This is a genomic window from Pseudomonas sp. S3_C06 (assembly GCF_054667675.1).
Genome location: NZ_CP162747.1, coordinates 6,520,242 through 6,538,256, shown reverse-complemented (window position 1 = coordinate 6,538,256; position 18,015 = coordinate 6,520,242). Strand labels below are relative to the sequence as shown.

The 18,015-nt window shown below is 59.5% G+C and carries 17 protein-coding genes and 1 pseudogene; 11 read left to right on the top strand and 7 right to left on the bottom strand.

Annotation, left to right across the window (positions count from 1 at the left end):
• Positions 1-13: 13 nt before the first annotated feature.
• The gene (locus AB4N44_RS29145) at positions 14-463 is read right to left on the bottom strand and encodes a winged helix-turn-helix transcriptional regulator (protein ID WP_455805690.1); all 450 of its coding nucleotides are present in this window, start codon (positions 461-463) and stop codon (positions 14-16) included.
• Positions 464-640: 177 nt separating this feature from the next.
• On the opposite strand from AB4N44_RS29145, the gene AB4N44_RS29140 reads away from it, so the two are divergent.
• The 6 genes from AB4N44_RS29140 to argE all read left to right on the top strand — a co-directional run bounded on the left by AB4N44_RS29140 (position 641) and on the right by argE (position 5,732).
• Positions 641-1,459, top strand: coding sequence for an alpha/beta fold hydrolase (locus AB4N44_RS29140; protein ID WP_160039497.1), 819 nt, complete (start codon positions 641-643; stop codon positions 1,457-1,459).
• Between the two features lie 63 nt (positions 1,460-1,522).
• Positions 1,523-1,789 (top strand): FecR/PupR family sigma factor regulator, encoded by a 267-nt coding sequence (locus AB4N44_RS29135; RefSeq protein WP_455805691.1) that lies wholly within the window; start codon positions 1,523-1,525, stop codon positions 1,787-1,789.
• A 206-nt stretch (positions 1,790-1,995) separates the two neighbouring features.
• Complete coding sequence (locus AB4N44_RS29130; RefSeq protein WP_127926853.1) at positions 1,996-3,315, top strand: flavin-containing monooxygenase; 1,320 nt, start codon at positions 1,996-1,998, stop codon at positions 3,313-3,315.
• 57 nt (positions 3,316-3,372) lie between these two features.
• Entirely contained in the window at positions 3,373-3,789 is a 417-nt protein-coding gene (locus AB4N44_RS29125; RefSeq protein ID WP_127926852.1) for a RidA family protein, read from the top strand.
• Positions 3,790-3,909: 120 nt separating this feature from the next.
• Entirely contained in the window at positions 3,910-4,587 is a 678-nt protein-coding gene (locus AB4N44_RS29120; protein WP_460110920.1) for a DUF1028 domain-containing protein, read from the top strand.
• A complete protein-coding gene (argE, locus tag AB4N44_RS29115) occupies positions 4,584-5,732 on the top strand; it encodes an acetylornithine deacetylase (protein ID WP_460110921.1) in 1,149 nt (382 codons plus the stop codon). The genes AB4N44_RS29120 and argE overlap by 4 nt, the downstream gene beginning before the upstream one ends.
• Positions 5,733-5,750: 18 nt before the next feature.
• Here argE and AB4N44_RS29110 read toward each other — a convergent pair whose 3' ends face one another.
• Entirely contained in the window at positions 5,751-6,662 is a 912-nt protein-coding gene (locus tag AB4N44_RS29110; RefSeq protein WP_316918127.1) for a LysR family transcriptional regulator, read from the bottom strand.
• Between the two features lie 235 nt (positions 6,663-6,897).
• On the opposite strand from AB4N44_RS29110, the gene AB4N44_RS29105 reads away from it, so the two are divergent.
• Complete coding sequence (locus AB4N44_RS29105) at positions 6,898-8,313, top strand: purine-cytosine permease family protein (RefSeq protein ID WP_127926849.1); 1,416 nt, start codon at positions 6,898-6,900, stop codon at positions 8,311-8,313.
• A gap of 100 nt (positions 8,314-8,413) precedes the next feature.
• Entirely contained in the window at positions 8,414-9,037 is a 624-nt protein-coding gene (locus tag AB4N44_RS29100; RefSeq protein ID WP_460110925.1) for a glutathione S-transferase family protein, read from the top strand.
• A gap of 6 nt (positions 9,038-9,043) precedes the next feature.
• Here the strand turns inward: AB4N44_RS29100 and AB4N44_RS29095 are convergent, their stop codons facing one another.
• The gene (locus tag AB4N44_RS29095) at positions 9,044-9,541 is read right to left on the bottom strand and encodes a winged helix-turn-helix transcriptional regulator (protein ID WP_150751884.1); all 498 of its coding nucleotides are present in this window, start codon (positions 9,539-9,541) and stop codon (positions 9,044-9,046) included.
• 98 nt (positions 9,542-9,639) lie between these two features.
• On the opposite strand from AB4N44_RS29095, the gene AB4N44_RS29090 reads away from it, so the two are divergent.
• Both AB4N44_RS29090 and AB4N44_RS29085 read left to right on the top strand, forming a co-directional pair.
• Positions 9,640-10,278 carry a cysteine hydrolase family protein gene (locus AB4N44_RS29090; RefSeq protein WP_150751883.1) on the top strand — a complete coding sequence of 213 codons (639 nt, stop codon included), beginning with the start codon at positions 9,640-9,642 and terminating at the stop codon, positions 10,276-10,278.
• Positions 10,275-11,843, top strand: a pseudogene (locus tag AB4N44_RS29085) (aldehyde dehydrogenase (NADP(+))). Before AB4N44_RS29090 ends, AB4N44_RS29085 begins: the two are co-directional and overlap by 4 nt.
• Before the next feature lie 119 nt (positions 11,844-11,962).
• Here AB4N44_RS29085 and AB4N44_RS29080 read toward each other — a convergent pair.
• The 3 genes from AB4N44_RS29080 to ptrR form a co-directional block, all read right to left on the bottom strand.
• Positions 11,963-12,511: a hypothetical protein gene (locus tag AB4N44_RS29080; protein WP_460110928.1), complete on the bottom strand. Its 549-nt coding sequence runs from the start codon at positions 12,509-12,511 to the stop codon at positions 11,963-11,965.
• 55 nt (positions 12,512-12,566) lie between these two features.
• A complete protein-coding gene (locus tag AB4N44_RS29075) occupies positions 12,567-13,157 on the bottom strand; it encodes a hypothetical protein (protein ID WP_150751880.1) in 591 nt (196 codons plus the stop codon).
• A gap of 204 nt (positions 13,158-13,361) precedes the next feature.
• A complete protein-coding gene (gene ptrR, locus AB4N44_RS29070; protein ID WP_150751993.1) occupies positions 13,362-14,243 on the bottom strand; it encodes a putrescine utilization regulator PtrR in 882 nt (293 codons plus the stop codon).
• A gap of 103 nt (positions 14,244-14,346) precedes the next feature.
• Here ptrR and AB4N44_RS29065 point away from each other — a divergent pair, with 103 nt between their 5' ends.
• Positions 14,347-15,738 (top strand): aldehyde dehydrogenase family protein, encoded by a 1,392-nt coding sequence (locus AB4N44_RS29065; RefSeq protein WP_460110930.1) that lies wholly within the window; start codon positions 14,347-14,349, stop codon positions 15,736-15,738.
• Between the two features lie 693 nt (positions 15,739-16,431).
• Here the strand turns inward: AB4N44_RS29065 and AB4N44_RS29060 are convergent.
• Positions 16,432-17,976 (bottom strand): MFS transporter, encoded by a 1,545-nt coding sequence (locus AB4N44_RS29060; RefSeq protein WP_160039479.1) that lies wholly within the window; start codon positions 17,974-17,976, stop codon positions 16,432-16,434.
• Positions 17,977-18,015: the final 39 nt, after the last annotated feature.

Genomic DNA, 18,015 nt, shown 5'->3' with positions numbered 1-18,015 from the left:
AAACCTTTGTTGGTCAGTGCTCAACACCCAGTCGCGTCGCGACGTCCTCCGGTGCCAGCAGGCGACCATCGGCCGAGGTCAACGCCAGCTTGCGAATCGGCAGACGATCCTTTGCATCAACCATCACCGACCCCGGCTCACCCGGCGCGTACATGAACTCGCCGCCCCACTGCGACAGCGCGACGATCACGGTCTGCAAGGCTTTGCCGCGCTCAGTCAGCACATACTCCTTATAGGCGCCGCCGTCGGCAGCTGGCATCGCCTGCAGAATCCCCTGCTCCACCAGCCCCTTGAGGCGCGCGCTGAGCATGTTCTTGGCGATATCCAGACTCTTCTGAAAATCATTGAAACGCCGAATTCCGTCCAGCGCGTCACGAATGATCAGCAACGACCACCAGTCGCCGATCAGGTCCAGCGTCCGGGCTACCGGGCAGGCATTGCCCTGCAAACTTTTGCGTTTCACGTAAACGTACTCCCTTTCAGTGGCCGAACGTGTGACTTTGGGTTGCATCATACAACTCTGCAGCAGATCCACGACTGTGCCGGCGTAAAACCAGCACCTGCATACAAGTAGCCGGATCGCTTTGCGCTGATAGTGAATGCCGCCATTTCGGCAGCGAACCCTGAAGCAGGAGTTTCCATGAGCACTTTCACCACGCAAGACGGCACCGAGATTTACTTCAAGGATTGGGGCAGCGGTAAACCCGTGCTGTTCAGCCACGGCTGGCCGCTGGATGCCGACATGTGGGAATACCAGATGGAATACCTGAGCAGCCGTGGTTACCGCACCATCGCCTTCGACCGCCGTGGTTTCGGCCGTTCCGATCAGCCGTGGACCGGTTACGACTACGACACCTTCGCCGACGACATCGCGCAACTGATCAACCACCTGGACCTGCGCGACGTGACACTGGTGGGCTTCTCGATGGGTGGTGGCGACGTCAGCCGCTACATCGCCCGGCATGGCAGCGAGCGCGTTGCCGGCCTGGTGTTGTTGGGCGCGGTGACGCCGCTGTTCGGCAAGAAAGCCGACTTCCCACAGGGCGTCGATACCGCCGTGTTCGATGGCATCAAGGCTGGTTTGCTGCAAGATCGTGCGCAGTTCATCGCTGATTTCGCCGCGCCGTTCTACGGCACCAACCAGGGCCAGAAAGTCTCCGACGGCGTGCTCACGCAAACGCTGAACGTCGCCCTGCTGGCGTCGCTCAAAGGCACCGTGGATTGCGTCACCGCGTTCTCGGAAACCGACTTCCGTCCGGACATGGCGAAAATCGACGTGCCGACGTTGGTGATCCATGGCGACGGCGACCAGATCGTGCCGTTCGAAACCACCGGCAAACAGGCTGCTGCACAAATCAAAGGCGCCGAGTTGAAGGTTTACGCCGGGGCGCCACATGGCTTTGCGGTGACGCATGCGCAGGCATTGAATGAGGATTTGCTAGCGTTTCTCAAACGCTGAAAATTCGGCATTAAAAAAGTCCGTCGGCATCGGCTTGACGGACTTTTTTGTTACCCTCGTTCAATGACCCCTTCCGACCGCAACGAAATGGACGAAGACCTCTCTCTGCAAGCCGCCGATTGGTGCATGCGTCTGCACGATGACGATTGTCCGCCGGCTGTACGCCAGGATTTCCAGCGCTGGATAGAGCGCGACCCGCGCCACGCTTTCGAGTACGCCAAAATGCTCGAGATCTGGGAGCTCAGCGGCCAATTGCCGGATGAGCCCGAGACGGCGAAAAAACTCCTCACCGGTCATGGGCTGCCGCCACAACACAAGCGTGAAATTTAAGAGTCAGGTTCACCCCTCCCTTCCCGCCTGCAAAGCTGTAGCCCGCATGGTTAAAGGCTTTCGGCTCTCTGCATCAGAATTTTATCTTCACATCCCAGCTTAATAATATTTTACCGATACCCCCCCTCTCCCTAGTCTGACCTCAAGCCAAACGGACAAGCCAACAGCGGCCCGAATCCCACTGCCTTGCTAGGAAGGATGTAGAGATGACCCCTGAAATAATAAAAACAGACACGCTGATCGTGGGTGCCGGCCAGGCAGGCGTCGCCATGAGCGAGCACCTGAGCAAACTCGGCGTGCCGCACCTGGTGCTGGAGCGCAATCGCATTGCCGAACGCTGGCGCACCGGGCGTTGGGACTCGCTGGTGGCCAACGGCCCGGCGTGGCACGACCGCTTTCCCGGCCTGGAATTCGATGACGTCGACCCTGACGGTTTCGCCCCGAAAGAACGTGTAGCCGACTACTTCGAAGCCTATGCGAAGAAATTCAATGCGCCGATCCGTACCGGCGTGGACGTAAAAAGCGTGGTGCGCAATGTCGGTCGCCCGGGTTTCACTGTCGAGACGTCCGAAGGTGTGATCGAAGCCAACCGTGTGGTCGCCGCTACCGGACCGTTTCAGAAACCGGTGATCCCGGCGATTGCCCCCCAAGACGCACGTCTGTTGCAGATCCATTCCGCTGACTATCGCAACCCGCAGCAATTGCCGGCGGGTGCCGTGCTGGTGGTCGGTGCCGGTTCTTCCGGCGTGCAGATCGCCGATGAACTGCAACGTTCCGGCAAGCAGGTTTACCTGTCGGTTGGCGCCCACGACCGCCCACCGCGCGCTTATCGCAATCGTGATTTCTGCTGGTGGCTGGGCGTGCTCGGCGAGTGGGATCAAGCGGCGATGAAGCCGGGACGCGAGCACGTGACCATCGCGGTCAGTGGTGCCCATGGCGGTCGCACCATCGATTTCCGTGGTTTGGCCCATCGCGGCATGACCCTGGTCGGCGTTACCGAATCCTTCAATAACGGCGTGGTGACCTTCAGGCAGGACCTGGTCGGCAACCTCACTCGCGGCGACGAAAATTATCTGGCGCTGCTGGATGCCGCCGATGCCTACATCGAGCGCAACGGGCTGGATCTGCCGGAAGAACCGCAAGCGCGCGAAACCTACCCTGAGCCTGAATGCGTGAAAAATCCGCTGGCCGATCTGGATCTGGCCAAGGCTGGCATCACCTCGATCATCTGGGCCACCGGGTTTGCCGTGGATTACTCGTGGCTGCAAGTCGCGGCGTTCGATGACAAGGGCAAGCCTGTGCATCAGCGCGGTGTGTCGAGTGAGCCGGGCGTGTATTTCCTTGGTTTGCCGTGGCAGTCGCGTCGTGGTTCGTCGTTCATCTGGGGCGTGTGGCACGACGCCAAGCACGTCGCCGATCACATCGCCACCCAGCGCAAGTATCTGGACTATCGCGATGCCGAGCAGCGTGAAGCCGCACTGCATTCGAACGCCCACAACAAGGCCGCTGACACCGTCGACGCTTAATGTCCTTTTCGCTCCGGCGCCGATTGCGCCGGGCAACCCCTCTTTCAGGAGCTGCACATGAGCAAGCCAACCCACACTCGCATCCGCATGTTCAACACCAAAGACACCTACCCGAACCAGACGCTGGACAACGACCTGTGCCAGGCCGTGCGTGCAGGCAACACCGTGTATGTCCGTGGGCAGGTCGGCACGGATTTCGACGGCAATCTGATCGGTCTGGGTGATCCGCGTGCGCAGGCTGAACAGGCCATGCGCAACGTCAAGCAACTGCTCGAAGAAGCCGGCAGCGACATGAGCCACATCGTCAAAACCACCACCTACCTGATCGACCCGCGTTACCGCGAGGCGGTGTATGGCGAAGTCGGCAAGTGGCTCAAAGGCGTGTTCCCGATTTCCACCGGGCTGGTGGTGTCGGCGCTCGGGCAGCCGCAGTGGCTGATGGAGATTGATGTGATTGCGGTGATTCCTGAGTAAGCAGGTTCACCGCGTTATGGCCTTCGCGAGCAGGCTCGCTCCCACAATGGAATGCATTTCAAATGTGGGAGCGAGCCTGCTCGCGAAGAGGCCAGTCCAGACACACAAGGAGTTCATTAGATGACCTTTTCAATCACAGCTCGCTGCGCCGAAACCGGCCAGTTCGGGGTCGCCATCAGTTCCTCCAGCATCGCCGTGGGTGCCCGTTGCCCGTGGCTGCTGCCAGGCGTTGGCGCGGTGTCGAGCCAGAACATCACCCTGCCGTCCCTCGGCCCGGAAGTCCTTGCGCTGATGGAGCAAGGCCTGGCCCCCGATAATGCGCTGGACAAAGTCCTGACCCGCAACGGCTACAGCCAGTACCGCCAGATCACCGCGATCAACCACCTCGGCCAGACCGCGCATTTCAGCGGTGCGCAAACCCTCGGTGTGCACAACGCCGTCAGCGGCGAGCAGTGCGTCGCCGCCGGCAACATGCTCGCCGGGCGTTCGGTGATCGAAGCCATGGTCAGCGCCTTCGAGGACGGCGAAGGTCAACTCGCTGATCGCCTGCTCAAGGCCCTGCACGCCGCACAAGCGCTCGGTGGCGAAGCCGGCCCGGTGCATTCGGCCGCGGTCGTGGTGGTCGGCGAACAGACCTGGCCGATCGTCAACCTGCGCGTGGATTGGGCTGATGAAGACCCGATCGGTCAGTTGCAAAAACTCTGGAACGCTTACGAGCCGCAGCTTCAGGACTACATCGACCGCGCCCTCGATCCGGCCAAGGCGCCGGGTTATGGCGTGGCCGGTGATGACCGATGAACAGCGTCGAGTTGCTCAAAGTGCTGGTGGGGTTTGATACCACCAGCCGTGAATCCAACTTGCAACTGATCGAATTCGTTCGCGATTACCTCGAAGGTTTCGACGTGCCATGCGCGCTGATCTACAACGATGAGCGCAGCAAAGCCAACCTGTTCGCCACGATCGGCCCGATGGATCAACCGGGCATTGTGCTGTCCGGGCACACCGATGTGGTGCCGGTCGATGGCCAGCCGTGGACGCTGCCGCCGTTCGAATTGACCGAGCGCGACGGCAAAGTTTTCGGGCGCGGAACCGCGGACATGAAGGGCTATATCGCCTGCGTGCTGGCATTGGTGCCGGCGCTGGTGCAGGCGTCGTTGCGCCTGCCGGTGCATATTGCCCTGTCTTATGACGAAGAAGTCGGCTGCCTCGGCGTGCGCTCGTTGCTTGAGGTCTTGCAGCGACGCCCGATCAAACCGTTGCTGTGCATCATCGGCGAGCCGACTGAGCTGAAACCGGTGCTCGGCCACAAGGGCAAACTGGCGATGCGCTGCGATGTGCACGGCCATCCGTGCCATTCGGCCTATGCGCCGCTCGGGGTCAACGCGATTGAATACGCCGCCGAACTGATCGCTGAACTGGGTCGGCTCGGCCAGCAGTTGAAAGCGCCGGAGCATCACGATCCGCGCTTCGATCCGCCCTACAGCACGGTGCAGACCGGTGTGATCAGCGGCGGCAAGGCCTTGAACATCGTGCCCGCCGATTGCCGTTTCGATTTCGAGATCCGCGCCCTGCCCTCGCAGGATCCGGCGCTGGTTGCCGAAGCGCTGAAAGCCTATGCCGAGCGCGAAGTGCTGCCGCGCATGCGCGCGGTCAGTGCGCAGAGTGATATCCGCTTCAGCGCCTTGTCGGCGTATCCGGGGCTGGCCACAGATGCGCAGAGTCAGGCAGCCGAGTTGATTTCGGCTTTTTGCGGCTCGAAGGATTTCGGCACCGTGGCGTTCGGTACCGAGGGTGGACTGTTTGATGCGGTGGGGATTCCCACGGTGGTCTGCGGCCCCGGCAGCATGGACCAGGGCCATAAACCCGATGAGTTTGTCAGCCTCGATCAACTGCAAGCCTGCGATGCCATGCTGCAACGAATGCTGGCGTTTATCAGCCTCTGACTATCGGCCCGACGGCACTCACGGGTGCAGTCGGGCCAACTCTTCGCGGCAATGATCGACAAACAACTGCACCGGTTTGGTCAGTTGCACCCGCCGCAGCCAGGCTGCGGACAATCCCGATCCGGTGACGTTTTCCGCCAGCGGCACACAGACGACTTGCTGGCCGTCGTAGGTGTAGTCGCTGAACGGTTTGGTCACCAGAATCGAAAAGCCGAAACCGTTGCCGACCATGCCGCGCACCATTTCGATCGACGGTGAGCTGAAGACGATATTCGGCGCCAGCCCGCGCTCTTCGAAAATGCTCACGAAATAGGTGCGGCTCGGCACTACATCGAGCAGGATCATCGGTTCCAGCACCAGATCATGCAGCGAAACTTTCGCCTGTTGCGCGAAGCGATGGCTGGCCGGCAACAACGCATAAGGCTGTTGCGGCGGCATCAGCGGTGCGGTTTCGATGGTGCTGTCCAGATCGTGCTCGAACATCATCGCCACATCGATACTTCCGGCGGTCAGCGCTTGCACCAACTCCTGTTGCTCACCGTCACGAATGCGGATTTCCACCCCCGGCCAACGCGCCTTGAACCCGGCGATCAGGCGCGGCAGATACAGCGGCGCGACGGTTTCGAAACAGCCGATATCGATCTGCCCCGCGACCACGTCGTTGTCGGCCAAAGCATTCTGCTCGAACTCATGGGCGACCCGCAGCAACTCCAGCGCCTTGCGATAGAAGCGCGAGCCACTCGGCGTCAGGGAAACCCCTTGGGCGTGGTGGCGGATGAACAGCTGCACACCGAAGCTTTCTTCCAGATGTTTGATCGCGGTCGATACCGACGGCTGCGCGATGTAGAGCTTGCGCGAGGCCTCGGCGACGCTGCCGCAGTCGGCGGTAGTGACGAAGTACTTGAGCTGGCGCAGGTTGTAGGCGGCCATTTGAGTCTCCCAAAGAGCGCGGGTGTTCGCCCTGTTTCCCTGGCGCACGATCAGGTTTGAACATACCGGACGCCCGCGCCATCCGAAGCATATTTTTTTTAAGGTCTGAAGCAACAAACTTACTAATTTATCTATCCCGACGCTTTGCACATGATCACTTCAACAAGAAATGCGCCGCCCGTGCCGGCGCTCGCCGAAGTACGTCCACGTACTCATCCTTGCCTTGGAGTTCGTCATGGCTACCCCTGCAGCATCCTCCGCTCCGCTGATTGAAAAACACACGATAGGATACGTGCCCCCCGAAGATCGCCACGGAAAGGTCAGGGATCTGTTCACGCTCTGGTTCGGCGGCAACATCGCGCCGTTGCCCATCGTCACCGGTGCGCTGGGCGTGCAGTTGTTCCACTTGAATCTGGTCTGGGGCATCGTCGCGATTCTTGTCGGCCATCTGGTCGGCGGCGTGCTGATGGCGCTGCACTCGGCACAAGGCCCGCAGATGGGCATCCCGCAGATGATCCAGAGTCGCGCCCAGTTCGGCTCTCTCGGCGCCCTGCTGGTGGTGTTGATTGCCGGCGTCATGTACATCGGTTTCTTCGCTTCCAATATCGTCCTCGCCGGCAAGTCGCTGCATGGCGTGGTCGACAGCGTTCCAGTGCCGGTCGGCATCGTCATCGGTGCATTCGGCTCGGGGATCATCGGCATCATCGGTTACCGCTTCATCCACGTGCTCAACCGCATCGGCACCTGGGTGCTGGGGATCGGCATCGTCGTCGGTTTCGGCTACATCTTCACCCACATTCAGACTGACGACTTCCTCACCCGTGGCAGCTTCAACCTGTCCGGCTGGCTGGCCACCGTTTCGCTCGCCGCACTGTGGCAGATCGCGTTTGCGCCTTACGTGTCCGATTATTCGCGTTACTTGCCGGCGGACGTGAAAGTCTCGTCGACGTTCTGGACCACGTACCTGGGGTCGGCGCTGGGGTCGAGTCTGGCGTTCATCTTCGGTGCCGTCGCAGTGCTGGCGACGCCTGTGGGCATGGACACCATGGACGCAGTGAAACTCGCCACTGGCTCGATTGGCCCGCTGATGCTGGTGCTGTTCCTGCTCAGCGTGATCAGCCACAACGCCCTCAACCTGTACGGCGCGGTGCTGTCGCTGATCACCCTGGTGCAGACCTTCGCCTACCGCTGGATCCCCACCGCCAAGAGCCGCGCAGTGATCTCGATCATTGTGTTGCTGGCTTGCTGCTTCGCCGCCGTCGGCGCTTCGAAAGACTTTATCGGCCACTTCGTCGACATGGTGCTGGTGTTGCTGGTGGTGTTGGTGCCGTGGACGGCGATCAACCTGATCGACTTCTACGCAATCCACAAAGGCCAGTACGATATCCAGTCGATCTTCCAGGTCGACGGCGGCATCTACGGCCGCTACAACCCGCAGGCGTTGCTGGCTTACGCGATCGGCATCGCCGTGCAGATCCCGTTCATGAACACACCGCTGTACGTCGGCCCGGTGTCGGCACACATCAACGGTGCGGATCTGTCGTGGCTGGTGGGGCTGCTGGTGACCTCGCCGTTGTACTTCTGGCTGGCGAATCGGGATACGTCCTACCGTCGGCGGATGATGGGCGGGAAACTGGCGAGCAGTCTGTGAGATTGATTTGATGAAAAACCAAGGCCCGCTTAGTGCGGGCCTTCTTTATTTCGGTATGGTATTTCTTCAAGTCTGAAGACTCTGAGGAAAGGGACATCCAATGCTGCGAATACTCGGTAAAGCCTCATCGATCAACGTGCGCAAAGTGCTGTGGACGTGCGCTGAATTGCAGATTCCCTTCACACGGGAAGACTGGGGGTCAGGGTTCAAATCGACCAACGATGCGGCGTTTCTCACGCTGAATCCCTGCGCCATGGTGCCGGTGATTCAGGACGGTGATTTCACGCTGTGGGAGTCGAACACGATCATTCGTTATCTGGTCTCGCGCTACGACGGCGCGCAGTTTTATCCGACGGAGCCGATGGCTCGGGCGCGGATTGATCAGTGGATCGACTGGCAGGCTTCGGAGCTGAACCGCTCGTGGTCATATGCGTTTCTGTCGCTGGTGCGGCAATCGCCGGAGCATCAGGACAGCGCGGCGCTGGCCGTCGGAATCGAGCAATGGTCGAAGAACATGGAGATCCTTGATCGACAGTTGGAGTCGACCGGTGCCTACGTCAGCGGCGAGACGTTTTCACTGGCAGATATCCCGATCGGACTGTCGGTGAACCGATGGTTCGAAACACCATTGGCTCACCCGGATTTTGCCGCGGTGAAAGCCTATTACGAGCGCTTGAGCCTGCGCCCCGGCTACGTGCTGCACGGTAAAAACGGCACGCCTTGATCAAGGTTATTTGCTTTTGAACGCCTCACGCCGCGCCTGCCGTTCGGCGGCGTAGGCTGCTTGTGGCTGGCTGATCAGATCTTGCCGACGCAACGGTTCGCCGCAGTGCTCGCACAGCGGCCCGAGGCCGGCGCTGTGGTTGCAGCTTTTGTGGGTCATGTTCACCGCTAGTCCCTCCTCCGGTGTTTTGCACCAGGTCTCTCCCCACGCCCGCAGTGCAATGATCACCGGATAGAACGCCTCACCTTTCGCGGTGAGGTGATACTCGTAGCGTTTCGGTCGCTCGTTGTACAAGCGTCGTTCGACCAGCCCATCCGCTTCCAGACATTTCAGACGCGCGGCGACCATCTGCGGCGTACCGCCCGTCTGCGCCTGGATCTCGTCATAGCGATGATTGGCCATGAACAACTCGCGCAAAACCAGCACCGTCCAGCGGTCGCCGACGATCGTCTCGGCCCGGGAGATCGGGCACAGCGTGTCAGGAAGACTATCTTTTACTGCCATCAGGGCTTGCCTCTTTTACAGTTACTATGATTATCATATCTACACGATGCCAGGACAAGCCCTGTGCACCGATAATCTCATTGCCGGAGCAAGCAGCCATGTCGAATACCCCCTACCCACTGGACAGAACCGCCTACCTGTTGGTCGATCCGTACAACGATTTTTTGTCGGACGGCGGCAAGATTTTCCCTTTGATCAAACCCATGGCCGAACAGAACGGCCTGCTCGATAACCTGCGCAAACTCGACCGCACCGTGCGCGAGCTGAAAATTCCGGTGGTCATCGTACCCCATCATCGCTGGGAAAAAGGCGACTACGAAAGCTGGGACCACCCTACCCCGACCCAATGCAAGATCATGCACATGCACCACTTTGCCCGCGGAGAATGGGGCGGTGAATGGCACCCTGATTTCGCCCCAAAGGCCGGCGATATCGTGGTTCAGGAACACTGGGGTTCCAGTGGTTTCGCCAACACCGACCTGGATTTTCGCCTGAAGCAGCAAGGCGTCACCCACGTGATCATCGTCGGCCTGCTGGCCAACACCTGCATCGAAGCCACCGCGCGTTATGCCTCGGAACTGGGTTATCACGTCACTCTGGTCCGCGATGCAACAGCGGCCTTCAAAGCGGAAATGATGCACGCCGCCCACGAGCTCAACGGCCCGACGTTCGCTCACGTGATTGCCAGCACGGACGAACTCATCGCCCGTCTCAAATCCCAGGGTGAATCGAAATGAGTCTGACCGGCCATTTGCTGATCGGCGCGGCGGATGTCGCCGCCACCGAAGGCACGATGAAAGCGTTGAATCCGGCCACCGATCAATTGATCGAACCGGACTTCGCCTTCGGCGGTGCGGCACAGGTTGATCAGGCAGCGACACTCGCCGATGCGGCGTTTGACCGCTACTGCCACACCTCGCTGGCCGAACGCGCGGCGTTCCTCGAGAGCATCGCTGACAACCTCGACGCAGTACGCAGCGACTTGGCCGCACGCGCTGCGCAGGAAACCGGACTGCCCGAAGCTCAGCTTGAGGGCGAAGCGTTGAGAGCCGCGACCCAGTTCCGCCAATTCGCCGATGTGGTGCGCCGGGGGCGCTTTCTGCAACTGGCGATCGACCCGGCGCAACCCCAGCGTCAGCCGCGCCTACGGATGGATCATCGCCTGCAAAAAATCGCCATCGGCCCGGTGGCGATTTTCGGCGCGAGCAACTTCCCGATTGCCTACTCGGTGGCGGGTGGCGATACCGCGTCGGCACTGGCGGCCGGCGCCACCGTGATTCTCAAGGCACACAACGCGCATCCCGGCGCCTCGGAAATCCAGGCGCGGGCCATTCGTAAAGCCGTGCAGGCCCATGGCTTGCCCGAAGGTGTTTTCTCGATGGTGCGTGGTGGCGGCAATGTTATTGGCGAAGCGCTGGTCGATCATCCGCTGATCAAGGCTGTGACGTTTACCGGATCTGAACAGGGCGGCATGGCGCTCTATCGTCGCGCACAGTTGCGTCCCTAGCCGATTCCGGTATTCACCGAAATGACCAGCGTCAACCCGACCTTCATCCTGCCCGAGGCCATGGCGGCTCGCGGCACCGAGATCGGTGACGGCTTTATCGAACGGATGCTGGTCAACGTCGGCCAGGCCTGTTTGTGTCCGTCGATCCTGATTGCCATTCGTGGTGCCGGGTTTGAAGAGCTGCGCAGCGCCATGCGCAAACGGGTCAGCGAGGCACCGGCACGGACAATGCTGACGCCGGGCATTCATGGTGCCTACGTCGAGGGTCTGATGGCGATGGAAGGTGCCGGCGCGCAGGTGATCGCCGTGGGCTCGCCGGCCGATGCCACATACGCCGGGCGTGCGACTTTGCTGGAAATCGAGGGTCAGCATTTGCTCGGCGAACCGGCACTGGCCCATGAAGTGTTCGGCCCGTCGGCGCTGCTGGTGGCGGTCAGTGATGCCGATGAACTGCTGGCAGTCGCCCGCTCGTTCAGGGGACAGCTCAGCGCCGCCATCCACCTTGAAGACGCGGACCTGGAACTCGCGCGGCGCCTGCTGCCGATCCTCGAACGCCGCACCGGACGCATCGTGGTCAACGCCTTCGCGCATCCACAGGAAGTGACGTACGCCACGGTGCACGGCGGGCCGTTTCCAGCGACGTCGGACAGCCGTTTCACCTCGGTCGGCATGACCTCGATCGAACGTTTCTTGCGGCCCGTGGCGTATCAGGGGTTTCCGGATGAGTTGTTGCCAGAGGTATTGCGCGAGATTAATCCGCTGAACTTACCGCGCAGTATCGACGGGAGTTTATGACAGGCAAAAAAATGCCGGACTCTTGTGCATGAGCCCGGCATTGTTTACTGCAAAAACAAATAAGGCCGGAACACCCAAAATGATGTGCGAAGCCTTGATCACGGCGGCGATTGCACGCGTCATAGACGCCTTTCAACCTGGAGACCAACGGAAAAAGTACTCGTGGCGACCAACCTGATTTCGTATCCTTCGTAACTGGCCACTGTGCCTACTTCCGCATTATCCAAACGAAGTACTTTTTTTCCTGGGCTTCCGGCCACAATAGTGGCTGCATAACTCGGAGGCGAGGGAATGTATGTAATTCCAACCAAAGAAACATATAGTCCGTCATCGAATAACTTCTTGGTTTGACCCGCCTCCAACGACGCACTTATTCCTTCTTTTTCGTTTCCTTTTAAAACATCCGCCAGAGCCTTGGCATCCACTGGCGTGTGCTCTCTAACCTTCACGACTTCGGATGTTTTTTGAAGTTCAAGCTTCAGTGAAGTCACCTGAGCAGTGGACTCCGCCGCAACCTTACTTATTTCCTCTAATTTAGCTTTGTAAAATTCGACGATGGATTGATTAATTTCTTTACCATCGCTACGCCCGAAACTATAAAGCTGCCAAGCCGCTACAATTGCAGTCAAAATCATCACAAAATTTTTTAACATATCTTTAACGAGCACTCCGCAACCCTCGGACTTTTTTTCAAAAACAACTGTCTGCAATTCCTCTTTGAACTTAAATTTTAAATTCCAGTGTCTTCGCTTTCTTGAGGTCCCGATAAATTTCAGGCAAAGAAATCCGGAGATACTCGACGAGCGAGATGCTTTCTCCTCCCCGAGCAGACAGCCCCAGCACAGCCTTTACCGAGGTAGAAGTCGAAGTATCGGTGGAGCGGTCATCTAGTCGTTTCAATTTGAAAAACTGTTTCAAATACTCCCTGAACACTTCTTCGCTCACACCACGATCAAAAAGCTTTAAAGGGTCTGCAAGCACATCCCCGGAAAAATATGTCTGTGCATTCAGCGCTAGGCTGTCTGCAGTATCGGACATTGATCCGTAAATCAGGAGATGATGAGCATCTTTTCCTTCCATCTGCGTCAACGCATTTGAAAAACTGGAAAACTTCTTTTTTTCGGACGCAAGCTCAGCGGATGAGCGTTTAAACTCAACCAGTACAATTTTTTCATCTTTGGCGAAGATTCCATCCCCGGCTTTTTCCTCGATACCACTCAATGGAGTTGCAAAATCCAACCCTTCAGTGCGGGTTAGATCGAGCAAAAATTTATACTCAACAGTTTTTTCCCACCAAATATACTCCGAAGCCAAAACCATTCCCTCCCTATAATATGCAGCACAACAAAAGAAATTTCTTCTAGGCGCGCAAGCACTGAAAATCAAAAAAATCAATGATAACAATTGCTACAAGAAAACGATGGCACTTTAGCATTCAATTTGTACATAGCAGCCACAGGCAAGAAAAAATTCAAGCTCCAGATCACGAAATCTGACTCCATCGCATTTCGAAGCAATCTAAGGGGACTCAGCCCGCACTACTCCGCGCTCCTCCAGCAACCGCACAAACATGCTCAGACTGCGCGACACCGTGCCCCGCCGCCACACCAGCCACGTGGTCAGATAGCGAAAGTCCGCCGCCAGCGGCCAGACGCTGACGGTAGCGCTGCCGGGCATGCTCTGCAGCATTTTGCGCGGCATCAGCGCCAGTCCGGCGCCGGCGCTGACACAGGCGAGCATGCCGTGGTACGACTCCATTTCGAAGATCTTGCCCGGCACAGCGGCATCGGTGCTGAACCATTTTTCAAAGTGGTGACGGTAGGAACAGTTGGAGCGGAAGGCATAGATATTCTCGCCATTCACATCCGCTGCACGTTTTACGGGCGCGTGATTGAGCGGCGCGATAATGACCATCTCTTCTTCGAATGCCGGCACGCCTTCCAGCGTTGGATGCAAAACAGGGCCATCGACAAACGCTGCAGCCAGGCGCCCGGACAGCACGCCGTCGATCATCGTCCCCGAGGGCCCCGTCGACAGGTCGAGATCGACTTTCGGGTGCAACTGGTTGTACGCCGCGAGCAACTCGGGAATGCGCACAGCGGCCGTACTTTCCAGCGAGCCTAACGGAAATGCGCCTTGCGGCTCCTCGCCCGCCACCGTTGCCCGAGCCTCCTGCACCAGATCGAGAATGCGCCGTGCGTATTCAAGAAAACTCCACCCCGCCGGGGACAAACGCAGACGGCTTTTCTCGCGGATAAACAGATCAACCCCGAGATCCTGCTCAAGCTGCTTGATCCGCGTGGTCAGGTTCGACGGCACGCGATGGATCTGCGCGGCGGCGGCGCTGATGCTGCCGTGTTCGGCAACGGCTTTGAAGATTTCCAGCTGCACCAGATCCACAGTCATTCTCCAATCGTGAAAGAAATGATCTTTATTATTCAGTTTCCAGAAAACAAACACCACCCTACTCTAGGCTCATCCGACGAACCTGCAGGACGATGCCATGAGCCAGATTTCCAGCCAGACCCACGCCATCTCGATCAATCCCGCCAACGGCGAGCAGATCGGTCATTACGCGTTTGAATCCGCTGCCGCCCTCGACGCCGCGATGACCCGCGCTGCCTATGGCTTTGGCAAGTGGAAGCGCAAGCCGTTGCAGGATCGCTCGCGTTTGTTGAGCGCCCTCGCTGGCGCGTTGCGTGAAACCGCCGATGCCATGGCTACCATGATCACCCTGGAAATGGGTAAGCCGATTGCTCAAGCCCGTGGTGAAATCGAGAAATGCGCCAAGCTCTGCGAGTGGTACGCCGAACACGGCCCGGCGATGCTCGACGCTGAGCCGACGCAGGTTGAAGGTGGCAAGGCGCGCATCGAGTACCGTCCGCTCGGCCCGATTCTCGCGGTGATGCCGTGGAACTTCCCGATCTGGCAGGTATTGCGCGGTGCCGTTCCGGCGCTGATTGCCGGTAACACTTACGTGCTCAAGCACGCGCCGAACGTGATGGGCAGCGCCTATCTGCTGCGCGATGCCTTTACCCGCGCCGGTTTCGCTGAAGGCGTGTTTGAAGTGATCAACGTCACCCCGGAAGGCGTTTCCACCGCCATCGCTGACCCACGCATTGCCGCCGTGACGCTGACCGGCAGCGTGCGTGCCGGTATGGCGATCGGTGCTCAGGCCGGTGCCGCGCTGAAGAAATGCGTGCTGGAACTGGGCGGTTCCGATCCGTTTATCGTGCTCAATGACGCCGATCTGGACGAAGCGGTGCAAGCGGCGGTCATCGGTCGCTATCAGAACTCCGGCCAAGTCTGCGCGGCGGCCAAACGATTGATCATCGAAGAAGGCGTGGTCGAAGAATTTACCCGCAAGTTCGTCGAAGCCACACGCAAGTTGAAGGTCGGTGATCCACTGTCAGCTGAGACCTACATCGGTCCGATGGCGCGTTTCGACCTGCGGGATGAACTCGACCAGCAAGTGCGTGACACCCTGGAAGAAGGCGCCACCCTGCTGCTCGGCGGCGGCAAGTCCGAAGGCCCGGGCAACTACTACGAACCGACCGTGCTGGCCGACGTCACCGACCGCATGACCTCGTTCAAACAGGAACTGTTCGGCCCGGTCGCGTCGATCATCACCGCCCGCGATTGCGCGCATGCCGTGGCCCTGGCCAACGACAGCGAATTCGGCCTGACCGCGACGATCTACACCGCCAACGTGGCACTGGCCCAGCAACTGACCAGCGAACTGGACACCGGCGGCGTGTTCATCAACGGCTACTCGGCCAGCGATCCGCGCGTGACGTTTGGTGGTGTGAAGAAGAGCGGCTTCGGCCGAGAGCTGTCGCACTTCGGCGTGCGCGAATTCTGCAACGCCCAGACCGTTTGGCTGGATCGCAAATAATCCACACACCGGAAAACCCTGTAGGCCTTCGCCTGCTCGCGATGAGGCCGGTCCAGTCAACATCTGCATTGTCTGACTCACCGCTTTCGCGAGCAGGCTCGCTCCCACAGGGATTCGCGGACAGATTGAAAATAGTTGGCTTGGCACAATCCAAAGTGGGAGCGAGCCTGCTCGCGAAGCGGGAGTGTCAGTCAACACATCCGTTGCTGACTCACCGCTTTCGCGAGCAGGCTCGCTCCCACAGGGATTCGCGGACAGATTGAAAATAGGTGGCTTGGCACAATCCAAAGTGGGAGCGAGCCTGCTCGCGAAGCGGGAGTGTCAGTCAACACATCCGTTGCTGACTCACCGCTTTCGCGAGCAGGCTCGCTCCCACAGGGATTCGCGGACAGATTGAAAATAGTTGGCTTGGCACAATCCAAAGTGGGAGCGAGCCTGCTCGCGAAGCGGGAGTGTCAGTCAACACATCCGTTGCTGACTCACCGCTTTCGCGAGCAGGCTCGCTCCCACAGGGATTCGCGGACAGATTGAAAATAGTTGGCTTGGCACAATCCAAAGTGGGAGCCAGCCTGCTCGCGAAGCGGGAGTGTCAGTCAACACATCCGTTGCTGACTCACCGCTTTCGCGAGCAGGCTCGCTCCCACAGGGATTTGCAGACAGATTGAAAATAGGTGGCTCGCCCCCACAGTGGGTTTATGCGGCAGCCTGTTGTGGTGCTGCGACGCTGCGATCCTTGCTCAACAACCCCAGCACCACCGCCGCCGACACCAGCGTGATCACCGTCAGGATGTGCAGCAGATACTGAAACGCCGCAGCGTACCCTTCTACCAGACGTCCGTTGGCCAGCCCCGGAACGGTGTTGATCGCATGCGCCATATCGCCGGTGGTCACCCGGTGCGCGGTCTCGGCAATCAGCGACGCCTCGGCACTGCCCGCCAGCGCGTGCACGGCACTCGACAGATCAGCGTGGAGCAATGACGCCAGCAGTGCCGCGACAATCGCCAAGGCAATGCCCTCTCCCGCCACTCGCACAGTGCTGAAGATGCCCGCTGCCATGCCGGCGCGTTCTTTCGGCACGACGCTGACCGACAATCCATCCATCAGCCCCCACGGCAAACCGGCGCCAATACCGATCAGCAGCATCGGCACCACCAGCGCAAATTTCGCGTCACCGACGTTGTACAGGCTCAGCCAATGCAGGCCCACGGCGGCAATCAGGAAGCCGGCACCGGACAAGATACCGGCGGAAACGAAGCGCGCCATCGATGCGGCTAGCATCGGTACCACCAGCATCGGCGCCGACAACGCCAGCAACAGCAGACCGGCGTCGATCTCGCTCAGGCCCTCAACGCCGATAAAGCGCAGCGGCAACATCACCACCAGCACGATGTAGCAGAAACAAGTGCCGATCGGCAGCATCTGCACGCCAATGAATCGCGGATAACGGAACAGGGTCAGATCGAGCATCGGCCGCTCGACACGCATTTCGACGATCACGAAAGCTGCCAGCAACACGGCCGAAGCGCCCAGCAAACCGATCACCTGCGGACTGTCCCAACCACTGTCCGGTGCCTGGATCAGGCCAAACGTGAACAGCGCCAGCATTGCGCTGAACAGCAGCGTGCCCGGCCAGTCCAGCCCTTTGGCATCCGGGTCGCGGGTTTCGCGCATACGCGGCACCCCGAAAACCAACGCGATGATTCCAATCAACGCGGTGAAGACAAAAATCGCCCGCCAGTTGAACGCCTCGATCAGCGCGCCCGCCACCAGCGGCCCGAAGGCCAGACCGATGCCGAACGTCGTGCCGAGTACGCTGTACGCCCGGGTCCGGGCATGCCCCTCGAACTCTTGCGCCAGTGCCGCCGAACCGCTGGCCAGCGCCGCTGCCCCCGCCACACCTTGAACGGCACGCAACACGTCCAGCCAGAACACCGAAGGCGCCAGACTCTGCGCGATCGAGGCGGCGGTAAACAGCAACATGCCGTAGGTGAACAGGCGTTTGCGTCCGTACACGTCAGCCAATGCGCCGGCGGCCATCAGCAAACTGCCGAACGACAACATGAACGCATTGGTGATCCAGGTCAGCGCCACCGGACTGCCGCCCAAGTCACGGCCGATGGCCGGTGTCGCTACCGCGCCGCCAGTAAAACTTAACGGCAAGACCAGTGCCGAGAGGCACACGGCCGCGAGTATGAGCAACTTGTCGCGCGTTCCGTGCGGCTGAGTCAAAGAAATCATTCGTTCCATCCTTTGAGAAATCACAAAGCTGCGTCACGC

Bases quoted from the DNA above. Each gene is read 5' to 3' on its own strand.
- AB4N44_RS29140 (WP_160039497.1), top strand. From the start codon at position 641: ATGAGCACTTTCACCACGCAAGACGGCACCGAGATTTACTTCAAGGAT.
- AB4N44_RS29135 (WP_455805691.1), top strand. From the start codon at position 1,523: ATGACCCCTTCCGACCGCAACGAAATGGACGAAGACCTCTCTCTGCAA.
- AB4N44_RS29130 (WP_127926853.1), top strand. From the start codon at position 1,996: ATGACCCCTGAAATAATAAAAACAGACACGCTGATCGTGGGTGCCGGC.
- AB4N44_RS29125 (WP_127926852.1), top strand. From the start codon at position 3,373: ATGAGCAAGCCAACCCACACTCGCATCCGCATGTTCAACACCAAAGAC.
- AB4N44_RS29120 (WP_460110920.1), top strand. From the start codon at position 3,910: ATGACCTTTTCAATCACAGCTCGCTGCGCCGAAACCGGCCAGTTCGGG.
- argE (WP_460110921.1), top strand. From the start codon at position 4,584: ATGAACAGCGTCGAGTTGCTCAAAGTGCTGGTGGGGTTTGATACCACC.
- AB4N44_RS29110 (WP_316918127.1), bottom strand. From the start codon at position 6,662: ATGGCCGCCTACAACCTGCGCCAGCTCAAGTACTTCGTCACTACCGCC.
- AB4N44_RS29105 (WP_127926849.1), top strand. From the start codon at position 6,898: ATGGCTACCCCTGCAGCATCCTCCGCTCCGCTGATTGAAAAACACACG.
- AB4N44_RS29100 (WP_460110925.1), top strand. From the start codon at position 8,414: ATGCTGCGAATACTCGGTAAAGCCTCATCGATCAACGTGCGCAAAGTG.
- AB4N44_RS29095 (WP_150751884.1), bottom strand. From the start codon at position 9,541: ATGGCAGTAAAAGATAGTCTTCCTGACACGCTGTGCCCGATCTCCCGG.
- AB4N44_RS29090 (WP_150751883.1), top strand. From the start codon at position 9,640: ATGTCGAATACCCCCTACCCACTGGACAGAACCGCCTACCTGTTGGTC.
- AB4N44_RS29065 (WP_460110930.1), top strand. From the start codon at position 14,347: ATGAGCCAGATTTCCAGCCAGACCCACGCCATCTCGATCAATCCCGCC.
- AB4N44_RS29060 (WP_160039479.1), bottom strand. From the start codon at position 17,976: ATGATTTCTTTGACTCAGCCGCACGGAACGCGCGACAAGTTGCTCATA.